Below are 3796 nucleotides of genomic sequence, written 5' to 3' on the forward strand. Positions count from 1 at the left end.
TCCCCCATGGGTGACAGCACGATCAAGGTCTCGACCAGCGGCCTCAAGGCGTTCGCCGGGAATCTGGAGACCTTCCGGATCGACCTCGGCACGGAGGCGACCACGGTGCAGAACTGTCCGCCCGTGCTGCCGGGCAACACCAGTGTGGTGGAGATCCAGACGCTGAAGACGGGCGTCGACGCCTTCATGGGCAGTGTGAAGGACGCACTGACCACGATCCAGACCGACGCCAAGCACACCAAGCTGGATCTGGAGATGGCCGGCGTCATGTTCGCGGACGGCGAGGACCACAGCCTGACGGAGGCGGAGACGATGGAGCTCTTCAAGGACGTCCTGGGCGGCGGCACTTCCAAGCCCCCGACCAGCACCGGCTGAGCCCCCCGGTCGTCGGGCGGATCGTCCGTCCGACGACCGGGCCGGCACCCGTTCCGTTCCCGCTCCGCCCCGTGTGCCTCCGGGAGGAAGTCATGGCAGAAACAGCACCGAAGCACTATCCGTGGGAAGACGGCCTGGCGGCGTTCGCGGCCTCGACCCAGAGCTCGATCACGAGCCGGGACGCCGTCATCGGCAAACCGTGGATCACCGGGATCCAGGTCAGCAGCACCCTCAAGTCGACGAACGACGCACTGAAGCCGTACGACAAGGACAAGGGCCAGGCCGGCTTCGACATGTGGGCCGAGTGGGTCTATCCGAAGGCCGACGGCGACGTCTACGAGAGGAGCACCATCGTCGGCGTCACGGTCGACTGGAACTTCTGGCAGCTCCAGCCGCCCGCCGGCGACACCGATACCCCGCTCGGGCACTTCGGGCACGCCGCGGACAACATCCTCGGCCCGCTGATCTGGGGCGGCGGCTTCAACGACCGCACCAATGCCGCGACGTTCGATCAGGCGGCGACGGTCATCTCGGCCGTCAACACCTGGGTCAAGGAACAGCAGGGGAAAGTCCAGGGCTGGGCCGACAGCGTCGAGGGCGCCGGCAGCGAGTTCCAGGGCAGCGCGGCGGGCCGGTTCAAGGAAGTCCTCATCGGGCTGCGGAACCAGCTCATCCAGGTGCACGTCGAGCTCGGCGACGACGCCGACGCCAAGGCGAAGTGCCTGCGCGAGACCGGGGAGGCGCTGCGCGCCGCGTACAAGGGGCTGTACAGCGGCTACGCCGCCTGGCGGGCGGTCCCGAAGGACCGACTTGAGGCGGGGACGAAGTGGGCCCTCAAGAACGACGACCTGGACGAGGACGGCAAGGGGGCGTCGTTCTCCTGGCCGTCCGAGTGCGTCCACTCGGCCTTCGGCGCGGCCACGGCCTACGTGACGCCGACGATGACCACGAACGGCGACGGAACGCGCACCTTCAAATTCACGGCCACCGGAGCGGCCCCGTCGCCGGACGACAAGGAAGCCCTGAAGGCGTGGATCGACGAGATCTCCAAGAAGATCTGGACCTCGTGGATCGAGATCGTCCTGGACAAGCAGGCGACCGAGGTGATGGCCACCTTCAAGACGGCGTACGCGCACGCCGCCGCCGTCCTCCAGAAGCTCGAACCCCCGCAGAAGTGGCTGCCGGCCGACAAGCCGCCGACCCAGGAGGGCCCCAAGCCGCCGCCCGGTACCGGCGGCGGCGGCGCGGGTGACGGCGGTGCGGGCGGCGGTGCGGGCGGTGGCGGCACCGGCGGGATCGGCGGGATCGGCGGGATCGGTGACAACAAGGACAAGAAGGGACCCGGGGGCGGCTCCGGCACGGGCAAGATCCCGCCTCCACCGCCCACGACGGTGCCCGGGAACCCCGGCGGCATCGGTGGCAACAAGGGCCCCGGTGGCGGCGGCCAGTCGACGCTGCTGGACGGAAAGGGAAAGCCGCTCCTCGGCAAGGACGGCAAGCCGATCACCGTGCCGCCCGGCAGCACCGTCAACGGCAAGGGCGAGGTGATCGGCCCGGACGGCAAGCCGGTGCTCGACAAGGACGGCAAGCCGATCATGGTTCCCCCGGGGACGACGGTCAGCAAGCCGACGACCGTGCCGGGCACCGACAACACGACCGGCGGGGGCGCGTTCAAGGTGCCGGTCGGTTCCAAGCGGAACGACGACGGCACCGTCACCGGCCCGGACGGCAACCTGCTGAAGGACGCCAACGGCAACACGGTCGTGCTCGGCAAGGACGACACGATCGACAAGGACGGCATCGTCCGGGGGTCGGACGGCAGGCCGGTCTCCCAGTTCGAGCAGCTGATGAACGACCAGGCGCACGCCATCATCGCCGGCCGCCCCGGCACCGGCGTCAGCTACCCCGGCGGGGGGATCTCCACCGGGGGCAACTGGACCGGGCTGCCGTCGTTCGGCGGGATCTCCACCGGGACGGGGACGGGTGGCATCACCACCTCGTTCAAGGGTGGCTCGGACCTGGCGGGCCAGTCGTTCGGCGGCTCGGGCGGCCGCGGTGGCATCGGCGGCATCGGTGCGTCCGGCCCGCCGACCATCGGCATCGGCGGCAGGACGGCGGCGATGCTCGACCCGGCCAAGGCCGCCGAACTCGCCGCCGAGGCGCAGGCCGGCCGCTCCGCCGCGGGACGGGCCGCGACTGCCGCCGCCGAGGAGTCCCAGCTGATGGGACGGGGCATCTCGACCACCGGCGGCGCCGGCGGCATGAGCGGCCCGATGATGCCGCCGATGGGTGCCGGTGCCGGCGCCGGGGCCGCCGGCGGCCAGGGCGACAAGGAGCGCCAGCGCACCACCTGGCTGTCCGAGGACGAGGAGGTCTGGGGCACCGACTCCGGTGCGGTGACGGGCGTCATCGGCCGCTGATCGGGGCGCTCTCGGCCGGAGTCGAACCGGGCGGGCGGGCGCAGCCGTAGAGAGGACCGTACGACCCCATGGACCGGTGCGTCCCGGGCCCGACACCTCCGGGCCCGGGACGCACCCTCGGGAAGAGAGGGAGGTGCGGGCGTGGAGTTCCCGTTCACCGCACAGATCGAGCAGGCGATGGCCGCGCTGGGGGAACAGCAGGCCAGGATGGCCGCGGCGGCCAAGGAGCTGGAGACGGCGACCGCCTCGGTGACCTCCAAGGACCGGCTGGTCACCGCCGTGGTCGGAGCGCAGGGGCAGGTGGTGTCGCTGACCTTCCACACCACCGCCTACCGCTCGATGGCCCCGGGCGAGCTGTCCAAGGCCCTCATCGACGTGCTCAACACCGCGCGGGCCGACATGGGCGACCGGGTGGCCGAGACGATGAGCGGGTTCAGCGGCCTCGGCGAGACCCTGGCGGCCTCGATGACCGGCGGCACCGAACTGGACGACCTCTTCGCCCCGCTGCGGCAGATGCGGCCCGGGTTCGCCGACGCGGCTGCGGCCGAGGAGCGGCGCAAGCGCGACCGGCAGGAGGAGTTCCGTGGCTAAGCCGAGGCTGACCGCGCTGTCGGACCTGACCGACAAGTTCTCCAAGTACCCCGAACTGTCCGACCTCTTCCAGGAGTTCGAGGTCAAGACCGGGGAGATCAACGCGTACAACAAGAACTCGGCCGGCAACGACGAGATCGGCACGACGTACCACGACAACGTCGACGAGCCCACCACGTCGATCACGGCGCTGTTCAAGAAGGTGCGGAAGACGGTCGAGAGCGCCGGGAGGGGCGGGACGAACACCTCCAACATCCTCAACGACGCCGACCAGGACGCCAAGAACGCCTGACGCGGCCTCCGGCCCGCCGCCGTGCCCGGGCGCGGGCCCCACCGGTCCGTCGGACCTCCGCCGCCGGGCACCCCCCTCCCCGCTCGTCCACTGCCAGGAGTGCACCACCGTGTCGATC

At 70.8% G+C, this 3796-nt stretch carries 4 protein-coding genes; all 4 read left to right on the plus strand.

Annotation, left to right across the window (positions count from 1 at the left end; all coding sequences use genetic code 11):
* The first annotated feature begins 6 nt into the window (after window positions 1-6).
* The 4 genes from ACZ6EM_RS13280 to ACZ6EM_RS13295 all read left to right on the plus strand — a co-directional run bounded on the left by ACZ6EM_RS13280 (window position 7) and on the right by ACZ6EM_RS13295 (window position 3678).
* Complete coding sequence (locus ACZ6EM_RS13280; protein ID WP_401052724.1) at window positions 7-375, plus strand: hypothetical protein; 369 nt, start codon at window positions 7-9, stop codon at window positions 373-375.
* Between the two features lie 92 nt (window positions 376-467).
* Window positions 468-2795, plus strand: a complete 2328-nt coding sequence (locus ACZ6EM_RS13285) for a hypothetical protein (protein WP_465772386.1) — start codon at window positions 468-470, stop codon at window positions 2793-2795.
* A 141-nt stretch (window positions 2796-2936) separates the two neighbouring features.
* Window positions 2937-3386, plus strand: a complete 450-nt coding sequence (locus ACZ6EM_RS13290) for a YbaB/EbfC family nucleoid-associated protein (RefSeq protein WP_359899436.1) — start codon at window positions 2937-2939, stop codon at window positions 3384-3386.
* Window positions 3379-3678: a hypothetical protein gene (locus ACZ6EM_RS13295; protein WP_359899434.1), complete on the plus strand. Its 300-nt coding sequence runs from the start codon at window positions 3379-3381 to the stop codon at window positions 3676-3678. The genes ACZ6EM_RS13290 and ACZ6EM_RS13295 overlap by 8 nt, the downstream gene beginning before the upstream one ends.
* Window positions 3679-3796: the final 118 nt, after the last annotated feature.

The organism is Kitasatospora sp. NPDC041917, from assembly GCF_055589745.1.

Bases quoted from the DNA above. Each gene is read 5' to 3' on its own strand.
- ACZ6EM_RS13280 (WP_401052724.1), top strand. From the start codon at position 7: ATGGGTGACAGCACGATCAAGGTCTCGACCAGCGGCCTCAAGGCGTTC.
- ACZ6EM_RS13285 (WP_465772386.1), top strand. From the start codon at position 468: ATGGCAGAAACAGCACCGAAGCACTATCCGTGGGAAGACGGCCTGGCG.